Source organism: Pseudomonas sp. RA_5y_Pfl1_P24 (assembly GCF_963970945.1).
Lineage (GTDB): Bacteria > Pseudomonadota > Gammaproteobacteria > Pseudomonadales > Pseudomonadaceae > Aquipseudomonas > Aquipseudomonas tritici.
The window spans coordinates 291,211-317,134 of sequence record NZ_CAXAOJ010000005.1 but is presented as its reverse complement, the minus strand read 5'-3'; the positions used below and the strand labels follow the sequence as shown (position 1 = coordinate 317,134).

The window sequence follows — 25,924 nt, the reverse complement described above, 5'->3', positions numbered from 1 at the left end:
CTCAGGCAAACACCTGCAGGCTGCGAGGCGGCAAGGCGACCCAGATGTCCTGGGCACCCAGGCGTGGCATCGCTTCCGGAGCCACTTCGGCCAGTAACGGATGGCCGGGCAATTGCTCCAGTTCGAAGCTCATACGGCAGCGGTTGCCGAGAAAGGTGATTTCGCGGACCTTGGCCGGGAACAGGTTTTCTTCGTGCACTGGCGGGTTGACGCTGATCGCTTCCGGGCGGCAGAACAAACGGCCGGACTTGGCGATGCCAGCATCGTCGGCCAAGCGCATGTTCATCCCGCCGACTTGGGCATGGCTGGCACTGTTGCGGCTGAACGGCAGCCAGTTGCCCTGACCGACAAACTCCGCCACGAACGGCGTGGCCGGGCGGTCATAGATCTCCTGGGGCGTGGCGTATTGCTCGACCTTGCCGTTGTTCATCACAGCGATGCGGTCGGCCATCAGCATGGCTTCGTCCTGGTTGTGGGTGACCATCAGCGTGGTGATGCCCAGGCGACGCTGCAGTTGGCGCAGCTCGGTGCACAGATGTTCGCGCACGCGGGCGTCGAGGGCCGACATCGGCTCATCCAGCAGCAGCAATGAGGGCGACGGCGCCAATGCCCGGGCGAGCGCAACGCGTTGCTGCTGGCCGCCGGAGAGTTCGCCCGGGTATTTCTTTTCGCTGCCGACCAGGCCGACCAGTTCGAGCATCTGCCCGACGCGCTTGCGCACTTCATCGCGGCCGCTGCCGGCGAGTCCGTAGCCGATATTCGCGTCGACAGTCAGGTTGGGGAACAGCGCGTAGGACTGGAACAGAATGCCGTAGTCCCGCGCCTGGGGTGGCAGCAGGGAAACATCGCGGCTGCCCAGGTAAAGTTCGCCGCTGTCCTGGCGCTCCAGTCCAGCGATGCAACGCAACAAGGTGGTCTTGCCGCAGCCGGACGGGCCCAGCAGGCACACCAGCTCGCCAGCGGCGACGTCCAGCGAGACGTTATCCAGCGCGGTAAAAGCGCCGAAGCGTTTCTGGACACCGCGCACCTTCATTGGCGCGCCGGGTTGGGTCAGGGCTGTGTTCATGGAGGCACCTCATCAAACTGATGAAGCCCATGCTAGGCAGGCAATGCGTCGCTGGTGTGGCAGGAAGGCAAAAGGCAGTGATAGTGGTATTCGTGGATTTGGGTAGGTCTGATGGAGATGGGCTGCCTGGGCTGCAACCTTAAATGGGCGACATTTCCTGCGCCAACCCCAGAAACGCCGCTGGCAACCGCGCGCTTTTTCGCTCCTTGAGGCAGTACAAATACTCCGGAATCTGGGGCGCATCCTCAATGGTCAACACCCGTAACTGCGGATCATGCGGCACTTCCTGGCGGGCAATAATACTGATGCCAATATTGCGCAGCACCGCCTCGCGAATCGACTCCCGGCTGCCGATTTCCAACAGCGGGCCGTAACTCACGCTTGCGCCCTGTAGCATTTTTTCGGTCAGGCGCCGCGTGGTGGAGCCGGCTTCGCGCATCAACAAGGTATGCCCGGCCAACGCAGTGAGCGGTACATGATCAAGCTTGGCCAGTGGATGATCGCGATGCACGGCCAGCACCAAAGGATCGGTGCCCAGCACGCGGCGAATCAAGCGCGGGTCTTCCAGCAGCTGCGACGACGCAGCGACATCAACGCGGTAATCGTCCAGCGCTTCGAGCACCTGCTGGGAGTTGCCGATTTCTACCGACACTTCCACCTGCGGCAGGCGTTCGCGAAAGGCCTTGACCAAGTCGAGGATGTAATACGGCGCCGTCGCGGCGATCCTCAGCGCACCCTGGACCTGGCCACTGTTGCGCAGGAAAAACTCGATGTCCGCTTCCTGCTGCAACAGCGCCTTGACCATCGGTAGCAGGCGCGCGCCTTCGTCACTGACGGTGAGGCGGCGGCCACCTCGGTAGAACAGCTCAACGCCGTATTGGCTTTCCAGGTTGCGGATCTGGGTGGTGACGGTGGGTTGGCTCAGGCCGAGTTTTTTCGCCGCCTGGGTAATACTGCCCAGGCGGGCGACCATGAAAAAAGCCTTCAACTCGGCACTCAGCACACCACCCTCACCTCAATTATTTGCGCAACAGGCGCAGGCCATTGAATACCACCAGCAGGCTCACGCCCATGTCGGCAAACACCGCCATCCACATGGTGGCCATGCCCAGGAAGGTGACCGCGAGAAAGATCGCCTTGATCACCAGCGCCAGGGCGATGTTCTGCTTGAGGATACTCGACGTTTGCCGCGACAGACGAACGAATGCCGGAATCTTGCGCAAATCATCGTCCATCAGCGCCACATCGGCGGTCTCGATGGCCGTGTCGGTGCCGGCTGCAGCCATGGCAAAACCGATCTCGGCACGGGCCAGGGCTGGCGCATCGTTGATACCGTCGCCGACCATGCCCACGCGGAAACCTTGGCCATACAGGGCTTCAATGGCTTGCAGCTTATCCGTAGGCAACAGGTCGCCCTGGGCCTGGTCAATGCCGACCTGGGCAGCGATCGCCTGGGCGGTGTGGGTGTTGTCGCCGGTGAGCATCAGGGTTTTAATGCCCAGGTCATGCAACTGCTGGATCGCTTCACGGCTGCTGTCCTTGACCGTGTCGGCCACGGCGAACAGCGCCAGCGGGCCGGACTTGTCGAGCAGCAACACCACGGACTTGCCCTGTTTTTCCAGGGCGAAGAGCTTGTCTTCCAGCGCCGGTGAACACAGGCCCAGGTCTTCCACCAGGCGATGGTTGCCCAAGTGGTAGGTTTCGCCGCTGATATCGCCACGCACCCCGCGCCCGGCCAGGGCTTCGAAGTTATCCACAACGTGCATCGGCAGATCTTTATCCACAGCCGCGTTGGCAATCGCCAGCGACACCGGGTGATCGGAACGCCCGGCCAAACTGGCGGCCAGGGCCGGTGCGCTGTCTTCGATGTCGGGGAAGAGCGCCAGGTAATCGGTTTGCACCGGCTTGCCGTGAGTGATGGTGCCGGTCTTGTCGAGGGCCAGGTAGTCGAGCTTGTAACCCCCCTCCAGGTACACGCCGCCCTTTATCAGGATGCCTTTGCGCGCCGCCGCCGCGAGGCCACTGACGATGGTCACCGGAGTGGAAATCACCAAGGCACATGGGCACGCAACCACCAGCAGGACCAGGGCGCGGTAGATCCAGTCGAACCACACGCCGGCCATGAACAGCGGCGGAATCACCGCTACGCCCAGCGCGAACAGGAACACGGCCGGGGTGTAGATCTTCGAGAAGCGGTCGACAAAGCGCTGGGTCGGCGCCCGTGCGCCTTGGGCCTGTTCCACCGCGTGGATGATGCGCGCCAGGGTAGAGTTGTTAGCCGCTGCGGTAACTTTGTACGTCAGGGAACCGGCCTGGTTGATGGTGCCGGCGAAGACTTTGTCGCCCACGGTCTTTTCAATCGGCAGGCTTTCACCCGTGATCGGTGCCTGATCGATGGTGGATTGGCCGGCGGTGATCTCACCGTCCAAGCCGATGCGCTCACCGGGCTTTACCCGCACGATTGCACCAATATCAATGCTTTTGACCTCTTGTTCAGCCCATGCCCCATCAGCTTGCTGCACCGTGGCCTGCTCGGGCGTCATCTGCATCAAGCCACTGATGGCATTGCGCGCACGATCCAGGGATTTGGCTTCGATCAACTCGGCCACGGTGAACAGGAACATCACCATCGCCGCTTCAGGCCATTGGCCGATCAGGATCGCGCCGGTCACGGCGATGCTCATCAGGGCATTGATGTTCAGGTTGAGGTTTTTCAGGGCAATCCAGCCCTTTTTATAGGTGGTGAAGCCGCCGCTGAGAATCGAGATCAGCGCCACCACCGCGATCACCCACGTGGGCGCGGCATCGGTGAAGTGCAGCACTTCGGCGCCCAACGCGCCCACACCGGACAACGCCAGCGGCCACCAGGGTTTCTTGGCGGGCGGCGCGGCGGCCGGAGCGCCTTCCTCGATGGGGTCAGCCTGCATGCCGATGGATTTGATCGCGTCGATGATCGGCGCAGTGCTTGGTAGGTCGTGGGTGACGCCAAGGATGCGATTGATGAGGTTGAATTCCAGCTGCTGCACGCCGGCAAGCTTGCCAAGCTTGTTCTGGATCAGCGTCTGCTCGGTGGGGCAGTCCATGGCTTCGATCCGAAAAGTGCTCAGGCGCGAGCCGGCGGTGGGTGCTTCGCTCAGTTGCACCCGCGCAGGTGCGGGTGTGCCGGAGCAGCACGAGCTGCCGTGGCCATGGTCATCCACTGGCGTGAGTTTTTTCGGGCCATGGTCGTGGTCGTGGTCATGTTTATGCGGGGTGTGGATGGAATCGCTCATTCTGTCGCGTCCGTAAAGGTGCCTGTTGCCAAGTAAAGACCCTGTAGCCACTATAGGGTCAAGCACCCATTTGGAGATTGCCGCAATGAAGATCGGCGAACTGGCCAAACTGACCGACTGCCCGGTGGAAACCATCCGTTATTACGAGAAGGAAGGCCTGTTGCCGCCCCCGGCACGCACCGAGGCCAACTACCGTGTGTACACCCAGGCACACACAGAGCGGCTGATCTTTATCCGCAATTGCCGCAGCCTCGACATGACCCTGGAAGAAATCCGCAGCCTGCTTGGGCTACGCGACAGCCCCCAGGACCAGTGCGAAAACGTGAACGCGTTGATCGATGAGCATATCCACCACGTGAAAGCGCGGATTGATGGGTTGTTGGCGTTGCAGGAACAGTTGCTGGACCTGCGCCAACGCTGTGGCGGCGGGGATCAGTGCGGGATTTTGCAGCGGCTGGAGGTCAGCGGGGGTGTACTGGCCAGCGAGGCGGAGCCTTCGCATGTGGGCAGAAGCCACGGCCACTGACTGATAATGGGGTGAAACCCAATCCAAATGTGGGAGCGGGCTCCCACAGTTACACCGGGGTAGTCTTCAGATCGCGACGTCAGCCTTGATGCTCGGGTCGGCGTCGTAGCCCACGATCTCGAAGTCTTCGAACTTATAGTCGTAGATCGACGCAGGCTTACGTTTGATCACCAGTTCCGGCAGTTTCTTCGGCGTGCGCGCCAGCTGGGTCTTGATCTGCTCCATATGGTTGCTGTACGCGTGAGTGTCGCCGGTGGTGACGATGATCTCGTGGGGGATCAGGTCGCATTGCTGGGCCAGCATATGGGTCAGCAATGCCAGCGCGGCGGTGTTGTACGGCAGGCCGAGGAATACGTCGGAACTGCGGATATACAACTGCATCGACAGGTGACCGTCGTGCACGAATGCCTGGTACAGCAGGTGGCACGGCGGCAGGGCTTGTTTGCCGTTGCGCGCGTTTTCCTGCGGACTCCTGGTCTCGTCCGGCAGGTACTCAACGTTCCAGCCGTGGAACAGGATGCGGCGGCTGTTCGGGTTGGTCTTGAGCGTGTGGACCATGTAGTCGATCTGGTTGATCGTGCCGCCGTCCTTGGTCGGCCAGGCGGTCCACTGCTCGCCGTACACCGGGCCCAGGTCACCTTCTTCGGTGGCCCATTCGTCCCAGATCTTTACGCCGTTTTCGTTGAGCCACTTGATGTTAGTGTTGCCACTCAACATCCAGATCAGCTCGTTGGCGATGCTTTTGAAGTGAAGCTTCTTGGTGGTCAGCAACGGGAAGCCGTCGGCCAAGTTATGCCGATACTGACGGGCGAACACGGCTTTGGTGCCGGTGCCGGTGCGATCGCCCTTGGTCAATCCATTGCTCACGACGTCGTTCAGTAGTTCGAGATATTGCTTCATTCTGGTACCCGTATCGTTGAAGCCGAGGCTTGGAAACCTCGGCATTCGAATTTAAAGCGCGGTGTTCTTCAAAGGCTGCGGGCGATTGTACGCCCACCACAGCAAGCCCAGGCCGCCGAGAATCATCGGCAGGCTGAGGATTTGACCCATGGTCACCCAACCGAATGCCAGGTAGCCCAATTGCGCATCCGGCACGCGCACGAACTCGACGACGAATCGGAAGATCCCGTAGAACAACGCGAACATGCCGGACACGGCCATGGTCGGGCGCGGCTTGCGCGAGAAAAGGTACAGGATAAGGAACAGTGCCACGCCTTCCAACGCGAACTGGTAGAGCTGCGACGGGTGGCGCGGCAATTGCGCCGGGTCACTGAACGGCGGGAACACCATCGCCCATGGGAGGTCGGTCGGTTTGCCCCAGAGTTCGGCATTGATGAAGTTACCGATACGCCCAGCGCCCAGGCCGATCGGCACCATCGGTGCGATGAAGTCCATCAGTTGGAAGAACGACTTGCCATTGCGACGGCCGAACCACCAGGCAGCAATCATCACGCCGATAAACCCACCATGGAACGCCATGCCGCCCTTCCACACTTCGAAAATCAGCGTCGGGTTGGCGATGTACGCGGGGAGGTCGTAGAACAGCACATACCCAAGGCGCCCGCCAACGATAACGCCCATCGACAACCAGAAGATCAGGTCGGAGAGCTTCTCCTTGGTCCAGGTCGGATCGAAACGGTTCAGGCGTCGGGAAGCCAGAAACCAGGCACCGCCGATGCCGATCAGGTACATCAACCCGTACCAGTGGATTTTCAGCGGACCGATAGCCAAGGCCACCGGGTCGATCTGCGGGTAAGGCAGCATTGCGACTCCTCGTTAAATCATTCGTTATAGCGCCCGGACCATGCCCGGACGCGATTAAGCCTGCATTACAACAAAAAGTTTAAGCCGACACAGAACAGCAGCCCGGCGAACAACCGCTTGAGCAAACGCGGCGATAATCGGTGCGCCAGGCGTGCGCCGAAACGGGCGAACACCATACTGGTCAGGGCAATGCCCAACAGTGCCGGCAAATACACGAACCCTAGACTATGAGCGGGCAACAGCGGGTCATGCCAGCCAAGAATCATGAAACTTGATGCACTGGCCAGCGCAATCGGCAGGCCACAAGCCGATGAAGTGGCCACGGCCTGCTGCATCGGCACGCTGCGCCAGGTCAGGAACGGTACGGTCAGCGAGCCGCCGCCAATCCCGAAAATCGCCGAAGCCCAGCCGATAAATGTGCCGGCGATGGTCAGGCCAACCTTGCCCGGCACCGTCCGGCTGGCATTGGGCTTGACCTCCAGGGCCAGTTGCACGGCCACCAACAAGGCAAACACGCCGATGATCTTTTGCAGGTGGGGGCCGGAAATCGCCTCGGCGGTCAGTGCACCAAAGCCTGCGCCGATCAGGATACCCACGGTCATCCACACAAAGATCGGCCAACGCACCGCGCCACGCCGATGGTGCTCACGCACGGCATTCACCGAGGTAAAGATGATCGTTGCCAGGGAAGTGCCCACGGCCAGGTGGGTCAGCACCTGCGGGTCAAAGCCCTGCAAGGTGAAGCTGAACACCAGCACCGGCACGATGATAATCCCGCCGCCCACGCCAAACAGCCCGGCGAGCACGCCCGCACAGGCGCCGAGCAGCAAATACAGCAGAAATTCCATGGGAGCCCCCAGACCAAGTCCGGCATGTTAACGGATGGAAGGCATGCAACCCAACTGGATACGATGGAACGCCTGCGTTGCTGCCGGTAAAGTGGCAAAAAACACAAAAGGGAATCGCCTGATGTGCCTGATTGTTTTCGCCTGGCGGCCGGGCCACGCCCAACCGCTGATCGTCGCGGCCAACCGTGATGAGTTCTACGCTCGCCCCAGCCTGCCGCTGGCCCAATGGCCGGACGTGCCCGAAGTCTTCGCCGGCCGCGATCAGGAAGCGGGCGGTACCTGGTTGGGGGTGAATGCCAACGGGCGCTTTGCCGCCTTGACCAATATCCGCGACCCGCACCAGCCGCCTGCACGTAAGTCACGCGGGGAGTTGGTTGCGCTATTTCTCAGTGGTTCGCTGCCGATTGAAGAGTATCTGGCCGATGTTAACGGCCGATCGATTGAATATGCCGGGTTTAACCTGCTGGTGGGTACGCGGGATGAGTTGTGGCATTACAACGCCAATCATACCGAGCCGACACGTTTGGAGGCCGGGGTGTATGGGTTGTCCAATGCCGGGCTGGACACGCCGTGGCCCAAGCTGATTAAGGCAAGGGCGGCGTTGAGCGAGATGCTGGAGGACCCGCAGCCTGAGGCGTTGTTGGAGATGCTGAGTGATCCGCAGACGGCGCCGTTTGCAGATTTGCCGGATACCGGGGTGGGCTTGGCGACTGAGAGTTTGTTGTCGAGCGTGTTTATTGCCAGCCCGAGTTATGGGACGCGGGCGAGTACGGCGTTGATCGTGAATGCGGATGGGACGCAGCGGATGGTGGAGCGTAGCTTTGGGCCGCATGGTGGGCGACTTGGCGAGGTCGACCTGAATTTCTAGACGCCACAAAACCAGTGTGGGAGCGGGCTTGCTCGCGAATGCGGTGTATCAGTCACATATTCGACGACTGACACGCTGCATTCGCGAGCAAGCCCGCTCCCACATTTTGATCGGTGTTGCTTAGAGGGTCTTCGCGGAACCCGGGTTGATCATCCGCGTCAGCCCCAAGTTCTTCAGCGCCAGTTGCAGCGAGCTGTGGATAACTTGCGGGTTATCGATGGTCATCAGCTCCGCCAGCAAATCCTTGGCCATGCTCAATTCAACCTGGCGTAGCATCCACTTAACCTTCGGCAAGTTGGTGGCGTTCATCGACAGGCTGTCAAAGCCCATCGCCATCAACAACACCGCCGCTGCGGGGTCGCCGGCCATTTCACCGCAGATGCTCACCGGTTTGCCTTCGGCATGGGCGTCGCGCACTACGTGTTGCAGGGCTTGCAGCACCGCCGGGTGCAGGTAGTCGTAGAGGTCGGCCACCCGTGGGTTGTTGCGGTCCACGGCCAGCAGGTATTGGGTCAGGTCATTGGAGCCCACCGAGAGGAAATCTACCTGCCGCGCCAGCTCTTTAGCCTGGTACACCGCTGCCGGGATTTCGATCATCACGCCAATCGGCGGCATCGGCACGTCGGCGCCTTCATCGCGCACTTCGCCCCATGCACGGTGAATCAGGTGCAGCGCCTCTTCCAGCTCATGGGTGCCGGAGATCATAGGCAGCAGGATGCGCAGGTTGTTCAGGCCTTCGCTGGCCTTGAGCATGGCGCGGGTCTGTACGAGGAAAATTTCAGGGTGGTCGAGGGTGACGCGAATACCGCGCCAGCCCAGGAAGGGGTTGTCTTCCTTGATCGGGAAATACGACAGTGACTTGTCGCCGCCGATGTCCAGGCTGCGCATGGTCACCGGCAACGGGTGGAAGGCCTGCAGTTGCTCGCGATAAATCGCCAGCTGCTCCTTCTCACTCGGAAAACGCTGATTGATCATGAACGGCACTTCGGTGCGGTACAGCCCCACGCCTTCGGCGCCGCGCTGTTGCGCACGGGCTACATCCGCCAGCAAGCCAGTGTTGACCAGCAGCGGCACACGATGGCCATCGGTGGTCACGCACGGCAGTTCGCGCAATGAGTCGAGGCCCAGCGCCAGTTGTTTCTCTTCTTCAACCACTTCGGCGTATTGCTTGCGCAGCACTTCGCTGGGGTTGGTAAACACTTCACCGCGATGCCCATCGACGATCATGTCGATGCCATCCACTTTGGAATACGGCAGGTCCACCAGGCCCATCACCGTCGGGATGCCCATGGCGCGGGCCAGGATCGCGACGTGGGAGTTACCCGAACCGAGTACCGAGACCAGGCCCACCAGCTTGCCTTCCGGCACTTCGCCGAGCATGGTGGCGGTCAGTTCTTCACTGATCAGAATCGTGTTGTCGGGGTAGACCAGGTTGGTGGTGCGGTCTTCCTGCAGGTAGGCCAGCAGACGGCGACCGAGGTCACGCACATCAGAGGCGCGCTCGCGCAGGTAGGCGTCGTCCATCAATTCGAAACGGTTGACGTGATCGGTGACCACTTGGCGCAGTGCACCCTGGGCCCACTGGCCGGTCTTGATCACCGTCTTGACTTCGTTACCCAGGGACGCGTCGTCGAGCATCATCTGGTACACGTCAAACAGCGCGCGCTCTTCGGGGCGCAACTGAGTCGCCAGCTTGGTCGACAGGTTGCGCATGTCGGCGCGCACGCCTTCCAGGGCGGTCTTGAACAGTTTGATTTCGGCGTCGATGTCTTTGACGGTCTTGTCCGGCACCACATCCAGGTCCGCCGGCGGCAACATCACCACCGCCGTACCGACCGCCGCGCCCGGCGAGCCCGGCACGCCGACGAACTTGGCTTCCTGAATGCCCTTGCCTTCGCGACCCAGGCCGCGAATCGAACCCGTCGCTTCGGCGTGGGCGATAACCCCGGCCAGTTGCGCGCTCATCGTCACCAGGAAGGCTTCTTCACCTTCGTCGAACTGACGGCGCTCTTTTTGCTGGATGACCAACACGCCGACAACGCGGCGGTGGTGAATGATCGGTGCGCCGAGGAACGAGGCGTAACGCTCTTCACCGGTTTCGGCAAAGTAGCGATAACGCGGGTGATTGGCTGCATGTTCGAGGTTCAGGGGTTCTTCACGCGTCCCCACCAGGCCCACCAGACCTTCATTGGGCGCCATGCTGACCTTGCCGATGGAGCGCTTGTTCAGGCCCTCGGTGGCCATCAGCACAAAACGGTTGGTCTCGGGGTCCAGCAGGTAAACCGAGCAGACCTGGCTGCCCATGGCTTCCTTGACGCGCAACACAATAATCCCCAACGCCGCCTTGAGATCCTTGGCGGAGTTAACTTCCTGGACGATCTTGCGCAGCGTATTGAGCATGGCTCGGGGTCGAACTCCGTCGTCAGTCGCGCGCTAAAAGGCGCGGGGCAAGCTCTTTGAGAGCGCGACGATAAACTTCGCGCTTGAATGTCACCACCTGGCCCAACGGGTACCAATAGCTGACCCAGCGCCAGCCATCGAACTCCGGTTTACCGGTCAAATCCATCCGCACCCGCTGCTCGTCGGAGATCAGGCGCAGGAGAAACCATTTCTGCTTCTGGCCGATGCACAGCGGTTGGCTGTGGGTACGCACCAGGCGTTGCGGCAAACGATAGCGCAACCAGCCGCGGGTACACGCCAGAATCTGTACATCTTCACGCTCAAGGCCGACTTCTTCATTCAACTCACGGTACAAGGCGTCTTCAGGGGTTTCGTCGGGGTTGATTCCGCCTTGAGGAAACTGCCAGGCATCTTGGTTGATTCGGCGAGCCCATAGCACCTGTCCGGCATCATTCGTAAGAATAATCCCGACATTAGGACGGAAACCATCGGGGTCGATCACGGCAACAACCTCGCAAACGCATGTCGCCGCATTGTTCCACAAAGGTTGTTCCAGCGGCAACGAGGCTTCTTACCTTATGTGCACTCTTGTGAAAAGACCGTATTCTGGACGCCTTTTTACAGACTTTTCAGCGAGTAACTGCAATGCGCCTGGCTTTATTCGACTTGGACAACACCCTTCTTGGCGGTGACAGCGATCACGCCTGGGGCGATTACCTCTGTGAACGCGGGATTCTCGACCCCATCGCCTACAAGGCGCGCAACGACGAGTTCTACCAGGATTACCTGGCCGGCAAGCTGGACAATGCCGCCTACCTGAACTTCAGCCTGGAAATCCTCGGCCGTACCGAGATGGCCCAACTGGACGAGTGGCACAATGACTTCATGCGCGACTGCATCGAGCCGCTGATGCTGCCGCTGGCCGCTGAACTGCTGGCCAAGCACCGCGCCGCCGGTGACACGCTGGTGATCATCACCGCCACCAACCGTTTCGTCACCGCGCCAATTGCCGCACGCCTGGGCGTGGAAACCCTGATCGCCACAGAGTGCGAGATGGAAAACGGCCGCTACACCGGGCGCAGCACCGACGTGCCGTGCTTTCGCGAGGGTAAGGTGACACGTTTGAATCGCTGGCTGGCAGAAACCGGATTCAGCCTGGAAGACAGTTACTTCTACAGCGACTCGATGAATGATTTGCCGCTGCTGGAGCAAGTGACTCATCCGGTGGCAGTGGATCCGGACCCGAACTTGCGGGCTGAGGCTGAACAGCGTGGCTGGCCGGTGATTACCCTGCGCAGCTGATCTGTATGAGCGGGCTTGCCCGCTCACTACATCGGCTTGGCGACCATCAGATAGAAAATCACCATGAAGGCCAGGAACGCCGGCCACCCCAGGCCAAACCACCCGCGCATATAGGTCGCGGCCTTGATCGGCATTGCCGTGCCCTCCCGCAACGCCTGCTCTGCCATCTTGTGTACGCGAATCTGCAACCACACCACCGGCAACCAGCAGATCCCCGCCAGCACATACAAACCGAACGTCCACTGCAACCAACTCTGCTGCAGCGACCAGCCCGCCAGATGCATCAAGCCAATCCCGCTCAACGGTTGGAACAGCGCCGCGGTCGCGGTAAACGCCCAATCGGCGAACACCAGGTGCTTGAAGGTCACGGCAATCACTTCAACGTTGCCGGTACGCCAGGCACGCAATGCGTAGTAAGCCGAGCCCGCGCCCAGCCCGAACAGAACGGTCGACGAGAGGATATGCAGGGTTTTCAGCAGCAGGTAGGCACTCATTCAGACAGGCTTGGCACCCATCAAACCGGCAATTGCTACGAACCCCACCAGGCTGATTACCGCCAGCACCAACGTGAAGTTCAAGCTGCCGCCCTCGCCCTTACGCAGGCGATGAAGCCGCGCCACCAGCCAGAACCACGCCAGCGCCGCCACGGTGTAGAGAATGCTGGAACCGAGGATCCAGGTCTGACCTAGCGGCCAGCCGGTCAGGTGCACCAGCCACCAACCGGTAAACGGCATGCTGACGACGCAGATGCCCATCAATAACCAGACCACCGCCCAAGGGCGTTGCAGGGTCACCGCCGGGCCGGCGCTGCGTTTGCGCCAGGCCAGCAGCGCCAAGCCCAGGCCGCTGAGCAACAGCAATACGGTGGCCGCGATGTGGATAACTTTCAGGGTGGTCAGGGTTTCCATGTGTCGTCTTCCTTAAGGCCGCCCCAATCAGCGTAGTCGCTCATCCGAGGAACAGTGTGTAGGCCGGGTTATCGCTTTCATCCCAGTACGGGTAGCCGATGGCTTCCAGGGCTGCCGGTACCAAGTGGCGCTCGTCCGCCGGCACTTGCAGGCCGGCGACCACACGGCCGTCTGCTGCGCCGTGGTTGCGATAGTGGAACATCGAGATGTTCCAACGCCCGCCCAATTTGTTAAGAAAGTTGAACAAGGCGCCCGGACGCTCCGGGAATTCGAAGCGAAACACCACTTCATTACTGACGTGGGCCGCATGGCCGCCGACCATGTGCCGGATGTGCAACTTGGCCAGCTCGTTCTCGGTCAGGTCCAGCACCGGGAAACCCTGGCTGATGAGGCTGGCGATCAGCGCGCTGCGCGGGTCGGTTTCCGGGTGGGTCTGCACGCCGACAAAAATGTGTGCCTCACTGCCGGTGTGGAAGCGATAGTTGAATTCGGTGATCTGGCGCTTGCCCACAGCCTCGCAGAACGCCTTGAAGCTGCCGGGCTTTTCGGGGATGGTCACGGCGATGATCGCCTCGCGACCTTCACCCAGCTCGGCACGCTCGGCCACATGGCGCAGGCGGTCGAAGTTGACGTTGGCGCCGGAATCGATGGCCACCAGAGCCTGCCCGGTAACGCCCCGGGTCTCGACGTATTTCTTGATGCCTGCCACGCCCAAGGCGCCCGCGGGTTCGGTGATGGAGCGGGTGTCGTCGTAGATATCCTTGATCGCCGCACAGATTTCATCGGTGCTCACGGTGATCACTTCATCGACATAGTCCTTGCAAATGTCGAAGGTGTGCTGACCGATCTGCGCCACCGCCACGCCATCGGCAAAGAGGCCCACGGTCGGCAGCACCACGCGTTCGCCAGCCGCCATCGCGGCTTGCAGGCAATTGGAGTCGTCCGGCTCGACACCGATGATCTTGATCTCCGGGCGCAGGTATTTCACATAGGCCGCAATACCCGCGATCAGCCCGCCGCCGCCCACCGGTACAAAAATCGCGTCCAGGGGCCCCGGATGCTGGCGCAGGATTTCCATCGCCACGGTGCCCTGCCCGGCAATGGTGTGCGGATCATCGTAGGGGTGAATGTAGACGTAGCCTTTTTCGTCGACCAGTTTCAGCGAGTAGGCCAGAGCTTCCGGGAAGGAATCGCCATGCAGCACCACTTTGCCGCCACGCGAGCGCACGCCTTCGACCTTGATCTCCGGAGTGGTCTTAGGCATGACAATAGTGGCTTTCACCCCCAGCACCTTGGCCGCCAGGGCCAGGCCCTGGGCATGGTTACCCGCCGACGCCGTGACCACACCGCGCGCACGTTCCTCGCTGGTCAGTTGGGTCAGCTTGTTGTAGGCGCCGCGAATCTTGAACGAGAACACCGGCTGCAAGTCTTCACGCTTGAGCCAGACCTTGTTGCCCAGCCGCTCGGAAAGCTGGCGGGCGGTCTGTAACGGAGTTTCTACGGCGATGTCGTAAACGCGCGAGGTGAGGATCTTTTTGACGTACTGTTCAAGCATCGGCGGAAATCACTGGGCGGGATGGGCAGGGCCAAGGAGTCTAACCCAGCGTTTGGCCGGGCGACCACACGAATCCAGAGGTTTTGTTGGGTTATACTCGCGCACCTCGATAACTCCCCGCCCGTTCCGGAGCCCGCATGACCCAGGATCAACTCAAACAGGCAGTGGCCCAGGCCGCCGTCGATTTAATCCTTCCTAAACTCGACGACAAGAGCATCGTCGGTGTCGGCACCGGCTCCACCGCCAACTGCTTTATCGATGCACTGGCTCAGCACAAGGGCGCATTCGACGGCGCCGTGGCAAGCTCCGAAGCCACCGCCGCGCGCCTCAAGGGCCATGGGATTGCGGTGTATGAGCTCAACACCGTGAGCGACCTGGAGTTCTACGTTGACGGCGCCGATGAAAGCGACGAACACCTGAACCTGATCAAGGGCGGCGGCGCAGCCCTGACCCGCGAGAAGATCGTCGCGGCCGTGGCCAAGACCTTTATCTGCATCGCGGACGCCAGCAAGCTGGTGCCGGTACTCGGCGCGTTCCCGTTGCCGGTGGAAGTCATCCCGATGGCCCGCAGCCACGTGGCCCGCGAATTGGTGAAACTGGGCGGCGACCCGGTGTACCGCGAAGGCGTGTTGACCGACAACGGGAATATCATCCTCGACGTGTTCAACATGCAGATCACCAATCCGGTGGCGCTTGAGACGCAGATCAATGCGATCGTTGGTGTGGTCACCAATGGTTTGTTCGCGGCGCGTCCGGCGGATGTGTTGCTGCTGGGCACCTCGGAAGGTGTGAAAACCCTGAAGGCCTGACGCGTTTAAATGTGGGAGCGGTGCTTCAGAGACTTGGTTTCTTGAACACATAGAACAGGTTCGGCTCGCTGGTCAGGTACAAGTTACCGTCATCGTCCATCGCGATCCCTTCCGCCTGAGGCACGCGCTTCTTCAGGCCATGGCGCCCGTTCAGCAGAGAAAGACTGCTCAACGGGCGACCGTCGATATCCAGTTCCAGCACCAAAAACGACTCATCCGACAGCACCAGCAAATGGCCGCTGCGCTCGTCGTATTGCAGGCTCGAGAGGTCGCGCACAAACAGCCCGGCGTCACGCTTGGGGTTGTTGATCACGTGCACCGAGTAGGTTTTTTCCGATTTGAAATGGGGAAAGCCATGGACCTCATAGATCAGCATCGGGTCGCGCTCCTTGGCGACGAACAGGCGCTTGCCCACCGAGTCGTACGCCAGGCCTTCAAACCCTTTATTGCCGCCAACGTGCAGGCCCAGCGTCATTTGCTCCGCATCGGCGGCATCGAGGAATTGGGTATCGTCATCCACATGTACCTTGATCAAGCGCTGCTGGCGCTCATCGCTGATGACATAAGTGTTGTCGCTGATAAATTCCACCGCCTCGGCATCGCCAAATCCCACCAAGGGAATACGCCGCAGGATCTTGCCCTCCAGGGAAAGCTCGATCAGTTCGGCGTTTTTATTGGTGACGGTAAACAGGCTTTTGCGCACTGGGTCGTAGGTGAGGGCCGAGACGTCGTCGTTGAGCCCCTCGATCACCTGGGCCTCCAGGGCTACCCGGTAGTCCGCCAGGCCGATGGAGCGCTCATTCGCTGGCTTGCGCCACACTTGCCAGTTGAACCAGGCGCGCTCGAACAGGCGAAAATGCTGCGCAACGACCCCGGCGCTGACCAGAGCGATCAGCGCAAGAATAAAGAACATAGGTTTGGGGCGGGCTAGTCGTCGCATCGGAGGGGCTCAAGCTCAAAAGTGGCGAATGAATATCACGCCTGTCTGAATTTAAACTTAAACGCACCCAGTGTCTGGCGAATGCCGCTGATAGAGAAATATCCGACGTAATCTGTACGCTATTTCTGTTTTTCGAAGCGATAGAAGAGGTTTGGCTCACTGACCATGTACAGCGTGCCGTCGTCGTCCATGGCCACACCTTCTGCACGGGGAATGGTGTTTTTAAGGCCGTTGAAACCGCCGAGCAAGGTCATGAAGCTGACTTGCTCGCCCTTCTCGTTCAGCTCCAGCAACAGGTGGGAATCAGCCGACAGCACCAGTAAATGGCCGGTCCGCGGGTCGACGGCCAGGGCCGATAGGTTACGCATATCCAGCTCGGTGCTGGCGAGCTTTTGCTTGCTGCCGACCAGGGCCTGGCTACCGTCGCTTTTCCAGGTAAACAGTGCCGGGGGGCGTTCCTCACCGAACACCAGTTGCTGGTTAAGCTTGTCCCAAGCCACGCCTTCAAACGCTTTGTTTTGATCCTTGGAGGGGCCCAGGTCGTAACTCGGGAAGTCAGCCTTGTTCAATTGCTGGGTGGTGGCGACGACCTTGACGAGGGTCACCGTGTGCTGGCGTTCATCGACCACCGCCATCAAGCCGTTTTCCATCACGGTGATACCTTCCGGGTTATCCCAGCCATTGAGCGGCATCTTGCGCAGCACATCGCCTTGCAAGCTCAACTCGACGAGGAACGGGTTTTTGCCCATCACAGAAAACAGGGTTTTGGTCTGTGGGTTGTAGGAGACGTCCGAAGCTTCGTCCTTCTCCATCCCCGGCAAACGCTTGCCATCGATGACGGCATGATAGTCCGGCAGCCACACGCTCTCTTGGCGCTCGGCGGGGGTTTCGAAGCGTTCGAGTATCCACAGTACGCCGCGATCATCCCAGTGCAGGGCCCAGGCAACGCCATACACAATCACGCCCGCCAGCAATAGCCAGGAATACCAGCGCAGGGCAAAGCGGGAACGCAGCTTGGGGGTGACGGTAGGCAGGGGCACGGCCATTGGGTGCTTTTCCGGAAAGTCAGCGTTAGGTGATAGCACAGGATCGAGGTGCCCGTGTGCAAGTGGCTGAGGATTATCCGGATGGCGTGTGAAAAAAATGCAAAGACCTGGAAACTCCAGGCACACACAAAAAGCTGTGGGAGCCGGGCTTGCCCGGCTCCCACATGTGGACTGTATTCAGTTTTTAGCGAACGCTGCTTTCGAAGCGATTCACACCCGACAGTTCCAGCACCAGCTCATCACCCACATTCAGCGGGCCCACGCCGGCCGGGGTGCCGGTGAGGATCACATCACCCGCTTGCAGCGAGAAGCAGCCGGCCATGTGCTGGATCATCGGAATGATCGGGTTGAGCATTTGCGCGCTGTTGCCATCCTGGCGCACTTCGCCATTGATGGTCAGGCGGATGCCGATATCGGTCACGTCCGGGAACGTACTGCCCACCACGAACGGTGCGATGACTGCCGCGCCGTCGAAAGACTTGGCGATTTCCCACGGCAAGCCCTTGGCTTTCAGCTCGGCCTGCTTATCGCGCAGGGTCAGGTCCAGGGCCGGGGCGAAGCCGGAGATGGCGTCCAGCACTTCTTCACGGCTGGGCTTGTTCGACAAAGGCTTGCCGATCAATACCGCGATTTCCGCTTCGTAATGCACCGAACCGCGCTCGGTTGGAATGCTGAAACCGCCTTCCAACGGCACCACGCAACTGCCCGGCTTGATGAACAGCAACGGCTCGGTAGGGACCGGGTTGTCCAGTTCCTTGGCATGTTCGGCGTAGTTACGCCCGATACACACCACTTTACCGACCGGAAAGTGGATGTTGGTGCCGTCGACATACTTGTGCTGGTAGCTCATGAAACGACTCCTTCAGGGACGGTTAAACAGCGAATATCTTGCCGGGGTTCATGATCCCGCTCGGGTCGAACACCGCTTTCACTGCTTTCATGTATTCGATTTCAACCGGCGAGCGGCTGTAGGTCAGGTAATCGCGCTTGGTCATGCCCACGCCGTGTTCAGCGGAGATCGAGCCGTTGTACTTCTGGACGGTTTCAAACACCCACTTGTTCACGGTGGCACACTTGGCGAAGAACTCATCCTTGCTCAGGTTTTCCGGCTTGAGGATGTTCAGGTGCAGGTTGCCGTCGCCGATGTGGCCGAACCAGACAATTTCGAAGTCCGGGTAGTGTTCGCCGACGATCGCGTCGATTTCCTTCAAGAAGGCGGGTACTTTGGAGACGGTGACCGAGATATCGTTCTTGTACGGCGTCCAGTGGGAAATGGTCTCGGAGATGTACTCGCGCAGTTTCCACAGGTTGTGCAGCTGGGTTTCGCTCTGGCTCATCACGCCGTCCAGCACCCAGCCCTGCTCGACGCAGTGCTCGAAGGTCTCCAGCGCGTGGTTGGCGACTTCTTCGGTGGTGGCTTCGAATTCCAGCAGCGCGTAGAACGGGCATTCGGTTTCGAACGGTGCCGGCACGTCGCCACGGCCCATGACCTTGGCCAAGGCTTTGTCGGAGAAAAATTCGAAGGCGGTCAGGTCCAGCTTGCTCTGGAACGCGTGCAATACCGGCATGATCGAGTCGAAATCGGTGGTACCCAGCACCATGGCCGTCAGGTTTTTCGGCGCACGGTCCAGGCGCATGGTGGCTTCAACCACAAACCCAAGGGTGCCTTCAGCGCCGATAAACAGCTGGCGCATGTCGTAGCCGGTGGCGTTCTTGATCAGGTCTTTGTTCAGTTCCAGCACATCGCCCTTGCCAGTGACGACCTTCATGCCGGCCACCCAGTTGCGGGTCATGCCATAGCGAATCACCTTGATCCCGCCGGCATTGGTGCCGATATTGCCGCCAATCTGGCTGGAACCGGACGAAGCGAAGTCCACCGGGTAGTACAGGCCGTTTTCTTCGGCGACGTTCTGCAATTGCTTGGTAACCACGCCCGGCTGGCACACGGCAGTGCGGTCAGTGAGGTTCACGTCGAGGATCTGGTTCATATAGTCGAACGACACAACCACTTCGCCGTTGGCCGCCACAGCGGCTGCCGACAAGCCAGTACGCCCGCCGGACGGCACCAGCGCCACCTTGTGCGCATTGGCCCAACGCACGATGGCCTGGACCTGCTCAATGGTCTTGGGAAAGACGATGGCGGTCGGCGCGGGTGCAAAATGCTTGGTCCAATCCTTGCCGTAAGCCTCCAGGGAGTCTGCATCGGTCAGCACTTTGCCGGGCTCAACCAGGGTCTTCAGCTCATCAATCAGGGCAGGATGGGTCATCGACAGAACTCTCGAACAATTCATGGTCATCCTGAGAACGCTTCACGTCGCAGGAATAGGTGTTTAGCGGGGCGCGTATGCTAGCATACCGCCCCCGCAGGACAGAGCCCAAGGGCGTTTCTGCGGTGACGGCTTTCCTGCCGTCCGGGTCAGCTTACTCGATCCGATTCCCTGCCATTTTTCTCCGGGATACAGGTTTACGCAGATGAGCAAGACTTCTCTCGATAAGAGCAAGATCAAGTTCCTTCTTCTGGAAGGCGTCCACCCATCGGCTGTCGACGTTCTGAAAGCTGCCGGGTACACCAGCATTGAGTACATCACCAGTTCTCTGCCGGAAGCCCAGTTAAAGGAAAAGATCGCCGACGCGCACTTTATCGGCATTCGCTCCCGCACTCAGCTGACCGAAGAGATCTTCGAACACGCCAAAAAGCTCGTGGCTGTCGGTTGTTTCTGCATCGGCACCAACCAGGTCGACCTCAACGCAGCGCGCGAGCGCGGCATCGCGGTGTTCAACGCGCCGTACTCCAACACCCGTTCCGTCGCGGAGCTGGTGCTGGCCGAGGCCATCCTGCTGCTGCGCGGCATTCCTGAGAAGAACGCTTCCTGCCACCGTGGCGGCTGGATCAAGAGCGCAGCCAACTCCTTCGAAATCCGCGGCAAGAAGCTGGGTATCGTCGGTTACGGCTCGATCGGCACTCAGCTGTCGGTACTGGCGGAAGGCTTGGGCATGCAGGTGTTCTTTTACGACACCCTGACCAAGCTGCCATTGGGCAACGCCACGCAAGTGTCGAGCCTGACCGAACTGCTGGGCATGTCCGACATCGTGACCCTGCACGTTCCGGAAACCACTGAAACCCAGTGGATGATCGGCGAGAAGGAAATCCGTGCCATCAAGAAAGGCGGCATCCTGATCAACGCGGCGCGTGGCACCGTGGTCGAGCTGGACGCCCTGGCCGACGCGATCAAGGACAAGCACCTGATCGGCGCCGCCATCGACGTGTTCCCGGTGGAGCCACGCTCCAACGACGACATCTTCGAAAGCCCGCTGCGTGGCCTGGACAACGTGATCCTGACCCCGCACATCGGTGGTTCCACCGCTGAAGCCCAAGCCAACATCGGCCTGGAAGTGTCTGAAAAGCTGGTCAAGTACAGCGACAACGGTACGTCCGTTTCTTCGGTCAACTTCCCGGAAGTGGCGCTGCCGGCTCACCCTGGCAAGCACCGTCTGCTGCACATCCACCAGAACATCCCTGGCGTGATGATGGAGATCAACAAGGTCTTTGCGGAAAACGGCATCAACATCTCCGGTCAGTTCCTGCAGACCAACGAGAAGGTCGGCTACGTGGTCATCGACGTCGACGCCGAGTACTCGGACCTGGCGCAAGAGAAGCTGCAGCACATCAACGGGACCATTCGTAGCCGCGTGCTTTTCTAGAGCGGTGGTTAGGGTCCGCTGCACGCAACAAGCTTCAAGCGGCAAGCCAAGAGCTTTTACTTGCAGCTTTTAACTTGCCGCTTGCAGCAATAAAAAAACGGGAGCCCCGCAAGGGCTCCCTTTTTTTATTTCACATTAACCGTGATTACTTTCGAGGCTACAGTCGGGTTGAACTGCATGTGCAGCTTATCGCCGGCCACCAGTTGCAAGGTGTGCTTGCCTGGGGTCAGGGTCAGTTCGGTTTCGGTCTGGGCCTTGCCGTAGTGAATCACGGTGTCGGTGGCCGGGATGGGCACGCTGGCGTCAGGCAGTTCTTTTTGGTCGACCAGCAGGTGGTGGTGGCCAGTGCCCGGCGTCTGGTCGGTGGCAGGCGCGAGTTTCAAACCTTCCATGCCGAATTTGACGGTGAAGGTTTTATCGACAGTGGCGCCGTCTTTTGGCGAAACGATGAATACTTTGGCGCCTTCAGGCGGCGCACTGCGCGGAATACCGTCTGCGGCGGTAGCCAACATAGACGCACCCAGCATCAAGGAGGCCAGGGTGGCACGGGACAAAAGGGCTTTCATTCGCTTCTCCAGTTTTTCTATGAAATCTGTAGGTTAATGACAACTTCGCGACAAATTGCTGTCCAAGACACTCAACACCATAGCAAAGCGATGCTGAACGGCGCCTCGCACATCTGAAATTTCTAGGAGTGACCATGCGCTTTTCGCCTGGCCTGTTACTGCTGCTTCCCCTTCTGAGCCCCTTGGCTCACGCCGAACTGGTCGATGATGTGTTCGATCGTGGCGAACTGCGCATCGCCCTTGAAGCCAACAACCCGCCGTTCAACTTCAAGGAAGGCGACAAACTCACCGGCTTCGAAGTGGAACTGGGTGAGCAACTGGCCAAAGAGATGGACGTGCGCTCGTCATTTATCACCACCAATGATGCTGACCTGTTGCCCGGTGTGGAAAGCGGCAAGTACGACGTGGCAATCAACCATATCGCTATGACTGCCGAGCTGCAGGATCGGTTCGATTTCAGTGAGCCTTACAACGAGAAGCCTGAGCTGGTCATCCCGTTTCAGAAAGGTAACCCGGCGTTCAAGGCGAGTCTGGATAAGGCGTTGGGGCGGGTGAAGGCCGATGGCAGATTGAAGGCGTTGGCCCAGAAGTGGCTTGAAAGCGAGACTCCGGTAGCCAAGGCACAGTGATTTTCGGATTTGACTCAGTCAATGTGGGAGTTACACAGGTTTCGATAACTGCGCCAGCGCTACTAGCGCCTCAGGCAACTCCAACTCACTGAACACCTGCACGCCATGCTGTTTGAGCAGCGCCGCCGTCACGCCTTCGCCGCTCACCTTCACGCCGCTGAAGGTACCGTCGTATGTCAGCAAGTTTCCACAAGACGGGCTATTCGCCTTGAGCACGGCGATGCGGATGTTATGGCGCTGCACCAGCGCCAAGGCCTGGCTGGCGCCATCGAGAAAGGCAGCGCTGAAGTCTTCGCCCTCGGCAGTCAGCACCTGGGCGCGGCCTTCCCACACCTCTACACCCTGCCCGCCCGAGATTTCGGCGGGTGGACGCGGCGTTGGCAATCCACCGGACACTTCCGGGCAGATCGCAACCACTCGCCCTTCGGCTTGCCACGCGGCCAGTTGGTCAAACGGCCCGCTGGCCGCGCCGTCGTAGCGCACCTTGTGCCCAAGCAGACAACGGCTGATCAGAATCTTTTCCATGCTCAAAACGGCTCGTTGCCACGCCGGCGAAACCAGCCGGTGAGGGACAGGCGTTCGCGCGTAGCGGGCATGACTTCGTGGGGCACCTCGCCCGACAGGAACACCACCAGGCTGCCACCGGTGGGCACCACATCGTATTCGACGCCGTCCTTGAGGTACATGCGCAACTGGCCACCATGCTCGGGCAGCCAGGCGTCGTTCAAGTAGATCACGGCCGAGACCATGCGCCTATCGTCGTCACGGAACCGGTCCAGGTGCTTGAGGTAAAACGCGCCCGGCGGGTACATCGCGAAGTGGCTTTCGAAGTCTTCGAGACCGAGAAACAGGCCACGGTTCATTGCCAGGCGCAGGCTGTCCATCAATTCCATATAGGTGTCGCAGACAGCTGCATCGCCCTCTTCCAGCCACTGGATATGGTCACCGCGAATACCTTCGCGAATCTCCTGGGCCGGTCCGCGCCCGACCGCCGCCGGGGCCAATTCACCTTCGGCCGCACGTTTACGGCACTCAGCCGCCAGTTCCAGGGTCAGAGCCTGGAGCAGGAAGCCGTCTTGTCGGGACCAGCCTTTTTCGGCCAGGTCGTCGACAATGCGTTGCAACAGCGGGTGATCGAGGGGTATTTGCATGGCGCGCATAGTATCCATACGCCTGTGAATCCGACAGAGCCGCCGAGCGTCTGAATACACTTTAGTCAGGTGACCGATAGGACTTCTCGACAAATCCTACGCCCGACACGGACAATAGTGGCCGACCGACAGGAGTCCATATGCGTCGTTTGTTTTTTTCCTTGCTGATGTTCTGCGTTTTGCCCGCCTGGGCAGACGGCCATGACCAGTTGTACAAGGTCGCCGGCTGGGCCGAACAACGTGCGCATTTCAATGACGCCCTCAGTGCGGCCCAGCAACGCTACCGCAACAGCCTGCCGCCAGCGGTGTACCAGGCGCTGGTGGACAACAGCAATAAACGCTTTGCCGCCCAGGCCATGGACCAGCGTGCCGAGGTGCAATTGCGCAAGAACCTGGCGGACCCGAAGCCTGCCCTGGCGTTTTTTCAATCGCCCTTGGGCCGCAAGATTGTCGCCGCCGAGTTGCTGGCGACGCGTCGCGACCAACTGGCGAAAAACGCTCAGGGCCTGCCAAAAATCCAAGCCGACGCCACACGCAGCCTGATCATTGGCCACCTGGCCCAGGCCTTGCCAGCCCGTGAGGCCGGTGCGGAAGTCAGCCTGGCGATTGCCGGCGTGGCGGCCGACAGCCTGAGCCAGATGATCCCCGGCCTGTTGGGCGGCGGCCAGGCGCTGGGCATGTTGAATGGCCAGCGTGAGCGGTTGATGCAGCAGATCGACAAGGATCTGAACAACACGCTGCTGTACGTTTATCGGGATTTGTCTGACCCGGAGTTGGAAGAATTCGCTACGTTTGCGGAGTCGTCGGAGGGTAAGGCGTATTACCAGGCGGCATTGGCTGCGATTCGCGCAGGGCTGGCAGTCGGCCAAAGCACCTCAAGTCTGACCCAGTAAAATATGGGAGCGGGCTTGCCAGTACCCATATTTGCATCGTGTTACTTCAGGTTATCCGTCAGGTATTTGAAGTACGCCTCACGAATCTCCGGAATCTCATTCGCCAGATGATGCCTGCCCCGCGCCAGCATCAACACCTCAGGCCTGTCGAACTTGCCGCGCAGCACCTGCAAGTTGTGCTGCCAGTCCACGGTCATATCTTCCTCGCCCTGCACAATCACCGGGCGCCGCGAACTGCGCGGTGCGGCCTCGATGCGTTTAATCCAGCGCGCCAATGCACCTACCCAGGCGGTAGGCAGTTGCCGCGGCTGTAGCGGGTCAGCCTCGAGGAACGGCTTGAACTCGGGATCGTGGGTGTTCTCGCTGAAGCGCCGCGCAATGCCTTTGACGAAAGGCCTCAGCAGGTAATAGCTGACCTGCGACCACCCCCAGGCACGCGGCCGCACCAGCGGCGACAGCAGGAAGGTCTTGCCCTGGGCCGGGCTATCGGCGCCATGGTTGAGCAGGTGATCCACCACCACCGCCCCGCCGGTGCTTTGCCCGAACAGGTGCCAGGGCTGCGGCAGTTGTAGCGCCTGGGCCTCGGCGAACAGTGCCTGCACCACCTGCTGGTACACCGCAAAATCATCGATACTGGCGCGCTCGCCACTGGATAACCCATGGCCCGGCAAATCGCAGGCGATCACCACAAACCCCTGGTCCAGCGCCCAGTCCACCACGTGGCGATACAACCCCATATGGTCGTAAAAGCCGTGGAACATGAACATCGTCGCCACAGGCTTAGGCGGCCACCACACCTGCGCGACTACCTGAAACCCCTCTACCTCGAAACGCCCCAGGCGGCTGACCGCCGGCACTTTGCGCGCGGCCAGATCCAGCCCGTAGAAACGCTGGTAGACCCGCGCCTCGGCTGAAAGCGGTTGCGCATCCCCCAGGGGCCGCAAGCTTTCGCGCAGATGATCGGGGTCAAAGGTGACAGGCATAAAGGGTTCCAGACTTACGGCAGAGGTGAATATCGAGCTGCGATATTCATCTGTCAGGACAAGCATGGCAAGCTACGCGACCTCTGAGGATACATCTGAATGCGACAGCCTTACCGCACCGCCCTGTTCGCCAGCCTTATCCTGGTTATCTGCACCGGCGTGCTGTGGGCCGCATATGACTGGTTCCAGGGCCGCTACCTGCGCGCCTTCAGCGAACACACGGCGGTGTTTTCCGGCGACCCATTGAAGCTGCCGGCCGAGCTCGCCGGCCCAGGCCCGATTCGCCTGGTGCACTTCTGGGACCCAGCCTGCCCGTGCAATGTCGGCAACCAACAACACCTGGGCGAACTGATCGAGCACTACGCACCCCAAGGGGTCGAGTTCTATGCGCTGCAAAAACCTGGGAGCCACGGCCAACTGCCCGACAACCTGCGCACAATGAAAACCCTCACCGCCCTGCCCGGCGCCGACCAAGTGCCAGCCAGCCCGGCGGTGGGCATTTGGGATCGCAGCGGCAAGCTCGCGTATTTCGGGCCCTACAGTGAAGGCCTGACGTGCAATTCCGGCAACAGTTTTATTGAACCGATCTTGAAGGCCCTTGGAGCGGGGCGCGAGGTGAATGCCACGCACACCCTGGCGGTGGGCTGCTATTGTTCCTGGCTAAAAGGCTCGTAACTCGCCACCCCTCTCTTGGTA

The 25,924-nt window shown here is 60.3% G+C and carries 27 protein-coding genes; 8 read left to right on the top strand and 19 right to left on the bottom strand.

Annotation, left to right across the window (positions count from 1 at the left end):
* Position 1: 1 nt before the first annotated feature.
* The 3 genes from AACY30_RS10490 to AACY30_RS10480 all read right to left on the bottom strand — a co-directional run bounded on the left by AACY30_RS10490 (position 2) and on the right by AACY30_RS10480 (position 4,338).
* A complete protein-coding gene (locus tag AACY30_RS10490) occupies positions 2–1,066 on the bottom strand; it encodes a putative 2-aminoethylphosphonate ABC transporter ATP-binding protein (RefSeq protein WP_339540265.1) in 1,065 nt (354 codons plus the stop codon).
* A 139-nt stretch (positions 1,067–1,205) separates the two neighbouring features.
* Positions 1,206–2,069, bottom strand: a complete 864-nt coding sequence (locus tag AACY30_RS10485; RefSeq protein WP_339469628.1) for a LysR family transcriptional regulator — start codon at positions 2,067–2,069, stop codon at positions 1,206–1,208.
* 16 nt (positions 2,070–2,085) lie between these two features.
* Positions 2,086–4,338 (bottom strand): heavy metal translocating P-type ATPase, encoded by a 2,253-nt coding sequence (locus AACY30_RS10480; protein ID WP_339540264.1) that lies wholly within the window; start codon positions 4,336–4,338, stop codon positions 2,086–2,088.
* A gap of 85 nt (positions 4,339–4,423) precedes the next feature.
* Between AACY30_RS10480 and cadR the strand changes: the two genes are divergently transcribed.
* Positions 4,424–4,864: a Cd(II)/Pb(II)-responsive transcriptional regulator gene (gene cadR / locus AACY30_RS10475; RefSeq protein WP_339469624.1), complete on the top strand. Its 441-nt coding sequence runs from the start codon at positions 4,424–4,426 to the stop codon at positions 4,862–4,864.
* A 66-nt stretch (positions 4,865–4,930) separates the two neighbouring features.
* On the opposite strand, the gene AACY30_RS10470 is transcribed toward cadR, so the two are convergent.
* The 3 genes from AACY30_RS10470 to AACY30_RS10460 form a co-directional block, all read right to left on the bottom strand.
* Positions 4,931–5,764, bottom strand: a complete 834-nt coding sequence (locus AACY30_RS10470) for a thymidylate synthase (RefSeq protein ID WP_339540263.1) — start codon at positions 5,762–5,764, stop codon at positions 4,931–4,933.
* A gap of 51 nt (positions 5,765–5,815) precedes the next feature.
* Positions 5,816–6,628, bottom strand: a complete 813-nt coding sequence (gene lgt / locus AACY30_RS10465; protein WP_339415222.1) for a prolipoprotein diacylglyceryl transferase — start codon at positions 6,626–6,628, stop codon at positions 5,816–5,818.
* Between the two features lie 65 nt (positions 6,629–6,693).
* Positions 6,694–7,476: a sulfite exporter TauE/SafE family protein gene (locus AACY30_RS10460; RefSeq protein WP_339469621.1), complete on the bottom strand. Its 783-nt coding sequence runs from the start codon at positions 7,474–7,476 to the stop codon at positions 6,694–6,696.
* A 121-nt stretch (positions 7,477–7,597) separates the two neighbouring features.
* Between AACY30_RS10460 and AACY30_RS10455 the strand changes: the two genes are divergently transcribed.
* Positions 7,598–8,344 carry an NRDE family protein gene (locus AACY30_RS10455; RefSeq protein WP_339469620.1) on the top strand — a complete coding sequence of 249 codons (747 nt, stop codon included), beginning with the start codon at positions 7,598–7,600 and terminating at the stop codon, positions 8,342–8,344.
* Positions 8,345–8,464: 120 nt separating this feature from the next.
* Here AACY30_RS10455 and ptsP read toward each other — a convergent pair whose 3' ends face one another.
* Together ptsP and AACY30_RS10445 are read right to left on the bottom strand one after the other, a co-directional pair.
* Positions 8,465–10,744, bottom strand: coding sequence for a phosphoenolpyruvate--protein phosphotransferase (gene ptsP / locus AACY30_RS10450; RefSeq protein ID WP_339415219.1), 2,280 nt, complete (start codon positions 10,742–10,744; stop codon positions 8,465–8,467).
* A gap of 22 nt (positions 10,745–10,766) precedes the next feature.
* Entirely contained in the window at positions 10,767–11,246 is a 480-nt protein-coding gene (locus AACY30_RS10445) for an RNA pyrophosphohydrolase (RefSeq protein ID WP_049713461.1), read from the bottom strand.
* Positions 11,247–11,389: 143 nt separating this feature from the next.
* Here AACY30_RS10445 and AACY30_RS10440 point away from each other — a divergent pair, with 143 nt between their 5' ends.
* Positions 11,390–12,046, top strand: a complete 657-nt coding sequence (locus AACY30_RS10440; RefSeq protein ID WP_339415218.1) for an HAD family hydrolase — start codon at positions 11,390–11,392, stop codon at positions 12,044–12,046.
* A 26-nt stretch (positions 12,047–12,072) separates the two neighbouring features.
* Here the strand turns inward: AACY30_RS10440 and AACY30_RS10435 are convergent, their stop codons facing one another.
* The 3 genes from AACY30_RS10435 to ilvA are packed head-to-tail and all read right to left on the bottom strand — an operon-like array spanning position 12,073 to position 14,509.
* The gene (locus AACY30_RS10435) at positions 12,073–12,540 is read right to left on the bottom strand and encodes a DUF2269 family protein (RefSeq protein WP_339427632.1); all 468 of its coding nucleotides are present in this window, start codon (positions 12,538–12,540) and stop codon (positions 12,073–12,075) included.
* Entirely contained in the window at positions 12,541–12,954 is a 414-nt protein-coding gene (locus AACY30_RS10430) for a DUF2269 family protein (RefSeq protein WP_339469618.1), read from the bottom strand.
* Positions 12,955–12,994: 40 nt separating this feature from the next.
* The gene (gene ilvA, locus AACY30_RS10425) at positions 12,995–14,509 is read right to left on the bottom strand and encodes a threonine ammonia-lyase, biosynthetic (protein ID WP_339540262.1); all 1,515 of its coding nucleotides are present in this window, start codon (positions 14,507–14,509) and stop codon (positions 12,995–12,997) included.
* A gap of 137 nt (positions 14,510–14,646) precedes the next feature.
* On the opposite strand from ilvA, the gene rpiA reads away from it, so the two are divergent.
* On the top strand, positions 14,647–15,318 hold the full coding sequence (gene rpiA / locus AACY30_RS10420; protein ID WP_339415214.1) for a ribose-5-phosphate isomerase RpiA: 672 nt from the start codon (positions 14,647–14,649) through the stop codon (positions 15,316–15,318).
* Positions 15,319–15,343: 25 nt separating this feature from the next.
* Here rpiA and AACY30_RS10415 read toward each other — a convergent pair whose 3' ends face one another.
* The 4 genes from AACY30_RS10415 to AACY30_RS10400 all read right to left on the bottom strand — a co-directional run bounded on the left by AACY30_RS10415 (position 15,344) and on the right by AACY30_RS10400 (position 19,571).
* A complete protein-coding gene (locus tag AACY30_RS10415; RefSeq protein ID WP_339540261.1) occupies positions 15,344–16,258 on the bottom strand; it encodes an SdiA-regulated domain-containing protein in 915 nt (304 codons plus the stop codon).
* Positions 16,259–16,377: 119 nt separating this feature from the next.
* A complete protein-coding gene (locus AACY30_RS10410; RefSeq protein WP_339469614.1) occupies positions 16,378–17,304 on the bottom strand; it encodes an SdiA-regulated domain-containing protein in 927 nt (308 codons plus the stop codon).
* 184 nt (positions 17,305–17,488) lie between these two features.
* Positions 17,489–18,154 carry a fumarylacetoacetate hydrolase family protein gene (locus AACY30_RS10405; protein ID WP_049711056.1) on the bottom strand — a complete coding sequence of 222 codons (666 nt, stop codon included), beginning with the start codon at positions 18,152–18,154 and terminating at the stop codon, positions 17,489–17,491.
* Between the two features lie 22 nt (positions 18,155–18,176).
* Positions 18,177–19,571, bottom strand: a complete 1,395-nt coding sequence (locus tag AACY30_RS10400; protein WP_339469613.1) for an FAD-binding oxidoreductase — start codon at positions 19,569–19,571, stop codon at positions 18,177–18,179.
* Between the two features lie 205 nt (positions 19,572–19,776).
* Here AACY30_RS10400 and serA point away from each other — a divergent pair, with 205 nt between their 5' ends.
* A complete protein-coding gene (gene serA, locus AACY30_RS10395) occupies positions 19,777–21,006 on the top strand; it encodes a phosphoglycerate dehydrogenase (protein WP_339469611.1) in 1,230 nt (409 codons plus the stop codon).
* A gap of 125 nt (positions 21,007–21,131) precedes the next feature.
* Here the strand turns inward: serA and AACY30_RS10390 are convergent, their stop codons facing one another.
* Complete coding sequence (locus AACY30_RS10390) at positions 21,132–21,572, bottom strand: DUF4399 domain-containing protein (RefSeq protein ID WP_049711053.1); 441 nt, start codon at positions 21,570–21,572, stop codon at positions 21,132–21,134.
* 134 nt (positions 21,573–21,706) lie between these two features.
* Here AACY30_RS10390 and AACY30_RS10385 point away from each other — a divergent pair, with 134 nt between their 5' ends.
* The gene (locus AACY30_RS10385; protein WP_339469609.1) at positions 21,707–22,201 is read left to right on the top strand and encodes a transporter substrate-binding domain-containing protein; all 495 of its coding nucleotides are present in this window, start codon (positions 21,707–21,709) and stop codon (positions 22,199–22,201) included.
* A 30-nt stretch (positions 22,202–22,231) separates the two neighbouring features.
* On the opposite strand, the gene AACY30_RS10380 is transcribed toward AACY30_RS10385, so the two are convergent.
* Positions 22,232–22,726, bottom strand: coding sequence for a DUF523 domain-containing protein (locus AACY30_RS10380; protein WP_339427630.1), 495 nt, complete (start codon positions 22,724–22,726; stop codon positions 22,232–22,234).
* Between the two features lie 2 nt (positions 22,727–22,728).
* Positions 22,729–23,361, bottom strand: coding sequence for a 2OG-Fe(II) oxygenase (locus tag AACY30_RS10375; protein WP_339415454.1), 633 nt, complete (start codon positions 23,359–23,361; stop codon positions 22,729–22,731).
* Positions 23,362–23,492: 131 nt separating this feature from the next.
* On the opposite strand from AACY30_RS10375, the gene AACY30_RS10370 reads away from it, so the two are divergent.
* Positions 23,493–24,245, top strand: coding sequence for a DUF2059 domain-containing protein (locus AACY30_RS10370; protein WP_339469607.1), 753 nt, complete (start codon positions 23,493–23,495; stop codon positions 24,243–24,245).
* Between the two features lie 41 nt (positions 24,246–24,286).
* Here AACY30_RS10370 and AACY30_RS10365 read toward each other — a convergent pair whose 3' ends face one another.
* Positions 24,287–25,228, bottom strand: a complete 942-nt coding sequence (locus tag AACY30_RS10365) for an alpha/beta hydrolase (protein ID WP_339415205.1) — start codon at positions 25,226–25,228, stop codon at positions 24,287–24,289.
* Between the two features lie 99 nt (positions 25,229–25,327).
* Here AACY30_RS10365 and AACY30_RS10360 point away from each other — a divergent pair, with 99 nt between their 5' ends.
* Positions 25,328–25,903 (top strand): DUF6436 domain-containing protein, encoded by a 576-nt coding sequence (locus AACY30_RS10360; protein WP_339469605.1) that lies wholly within the window; start codon positions 25,328–25,330, stop codon positions 25,901–25,903.
* Positions 25,904–25,924: the final 21 nt, after the last annotated feature.

Excerpts from the sequence above, each read along its gene's own strand:
- AACY30_RS10400 (WP_339469613.1), bottom strand. The coding sequence starts at position 19,571 with ATGACCCATCCTGCCCTGATTGATGAGCTGAAGACCCTGGTTGAGCCC.
- AACY30_RS10365 (WP_339415205.1), bottom strand. The coding sequence starts at position 25,228 with ATGCCTGTCACCTTTGACCCCGATCATCTGCGCGAAAGCTTGCGGCCC.
- AACY30_RS10390 (WP_049711053.1), bottom strand. The coding sequence starts at position 21,572 with ATGAAAGCCCTTTTGTCCCGTGCCACCCTGGCCTCCTTGATGCTGGGT.
- AACY30_RS10490 (WP_339540265.1), bottom strand. The coding sequence starts at position 1,066 with ATGAACACAGCCCTGACCCAACCCGGCGCGCCAATGAAGGTGCGCGGT.
- AACY30_RS10360 (WP_339469605.1), top strand. The coding sequence starts at position 25,328 with ATGCGACAGCCTTACCGCACCGCCCTGTTCGCCAGCCTTATCCTGGTT.
- rpiA (WP_339415214.1), top strand. The coding sequence starts at position 14,647 with ATGACCCAGGATCAACTCAAACAGGCAGTGGCCCAGGCCGCCGTCGAT.
- cadR (WP_339469624.1), top strand. The coding sequence starts at position 4,424 with ATGAAGATCGGCGAACTGGCCAAACTGACCGACTGCCCGGTGGAAACC.
- AACY30_RS10370 (WP_339469607.1), top strand. The coding sequence starts at position 23,493 with ATGCGTCGTTTGTTTTTTTCCTTGCTGATGTTCTGCGTTTTGCCCGCC.
- lgt (WP_339415222.1), bottom strand. The coding sequence starts at position 6,628 with ATGCTGCCTTACCCGCAGATCGACCCGGTGGCCTTGGCTATCGGTCCG.
- AACY30_RS10380 (WP_339427630.1), bottom strand. The coding sequence starts at position 22,726 with ATGGAAAAGATTCTGATCAGCCGTTGTCTGCTTGGGCACAAGGTGCGC.
- AACY30_RS10405 (WP_049711056.1), bottom strand. The coding sequence starts at position 18,154 with ATGAGCTACCAGCACAAGTATGTCGACGGCACCAACATCCACTTTCCG.
- AACY30_RS10460 (WP_339469621.1), bottom strand. The coding sequence starts at position 7,476 with ATGGAATTTCTGCTGTATTTGCTGCTCGGCGCCTGTGCGGGCGTGCTC.
- AACY30_RS10430 (WP_339469618.1), bottom strand. The coding sequence starts at position 12,954 with ATGGAAACCCTGACCACCCTGAAAGTTATCCACATCGCGGCCACCGTA.
- AACY30_RS10480 (WP_339540264.1), bottom strand. The coding sequence starts at position 4,338 with ATGAGCGATTCCATCCACACCCCGCATAAACATGACCACGACCACGAC.
- AACY30_RS10440 (WP_339415218.1), top strand. The coding sequence starts at position 11,390 with ATGCGCCTGGCTTTATTCGACTTGGACAACACCCTTCTTGGCGGTGAC.
- ptsP (WP_339415219.1), bottom strand. The coding sequence starts at position 10,744 with ATGCTCAATACGCTGCGCAAGATCGTCCAGGAAGTTAACTCCGCCAAG.
- AACY30_RS10455 (WP_339469620.1), top strand. The coding sequence starts at position 7,598 with ATGTGCCTGATTGTTTTCGCCTGGCGGCCGGGCCACGCCCAACCGCTG.
- AACY30_RS10375 (WP_339415454.1), bottom strand. The coding sequence starts at position 23,361 with ATGCGCGCCATGCAAATACCCCTCGATCACCCGCTGTTGCAACGCATT.
- serA (WP_339469611.1), top strand. The coding sequence starts at position 19,777 with ATGAGCAAGACTTCTCTCGATAAGAGCAAGATCAAGTTCCTTCTTCTG.
- AACY30_RS10435 (WP_339427632.1), bottom strand. The coding sequence starts at position 12,540 with ATGAGTGCCTACCTGCTGCTGAAAACCCTGCATATCCTCTCGTCGACC.
- ilvA (WP_339540262.1), bottom strand. The coding sequence starts at position 14,509 with ATGCTTGAACAGTACGTCAAAAAGATCCTCACCTCGCGCGTTTACGAC.
- AACY30_RS10385 (WP_339469609.1), top strand. The coding sequence starts at position 21,707 with ATGCGCTTTTCGCCTGGCCTGTTACTGCTGCTTCCCCTTCTGAGCCCC.
- AACY30_RS10470 (WP_339540263.1), bottom strand. The coding sequence starts at position 5,764 with ATGAAGCAATATCTCGAACTACTGAACGACGTCGTGAGCAATGGATTG.
- AACY30_RS10415 (WP_339540261.1), bottom strand. The coding sequence starts at position 16,258 with ATGCGACGACTAGCCCGCCCCAAACCTATGTTCTTTATTCTTGCGCTG.
- AACY30_RS10410 (WP_339469614.1), bottom strand. The coding sequence starts at position 17,304 with ATGGCCGTGCCCCTGCCTACCGTCACCCCCAAGCTGCGTTCCCGCTTT.